The sequence below is a fragment of the Lactobacillus sp. C449L genome (assembly GCF_059900815.1).
The window spans coordinates 1-428 of record NZ_JBWXGA010000325.1 but is presented as its reverse complement, the minus strand read 5'-3'; the positions used below and the strand labels follow the sequence as shown (position 1 = coordinate 428).

Genomic DNA, 428 nt, shown 5'->3' with positions numbered 1-428 from the left:
GTCTCACGCATGCGGTCGCGTAGTACGGCTGGACTGAAGGGGGAGGCGGAAAACGCGGGCGGAATGGGGTGACCGGAAGGGTCGATCTCTGCCGGGGAGGGCATCGGGGCGTGTCGCTCCAGCGAATCACGCCGCTCGGCGCGATTGCGGCGGCCTTACAGCACGGGGCTCTGACGAATTTTTGACGGCCCGGTTCAAGCCAGAGCGCGATCGCGGTTCTCGGGCCTGAGAGCAGCCGTGAGCGCCTCAAAGGTGAAGGGCTTGAGCAGGAATCCGTCGAAGCCCGCCGTCTCGCTGTAGCGCTCCCGTTCGCCGACCATGCTGGCCGTCAGGGCGACGATCCTGACCCGATCCTCCTGTCCGATCGACGCTTCCCGCTCGCGGATCCGACGCGTGACCTCCGCCCCGTCGAGGCCCGGCATGCGCAT

1 protein-coding gene is annotated in these 428 nt (G+C 67.5%); it reads right to left on the bottom strand.

Going from position 1 to position 428, the window contains the following annotated elements; all coding sequences use genetic code 11:
- Positions 1 to 194: 194 nt before the first annotated feature.
- On the bottom strand, positions 195 to 428 hold a 234-nt coding region (locus tag AC2JF9_RS09605; protein WP_500727332.1), incomplete at its 5' end, for a response regulator.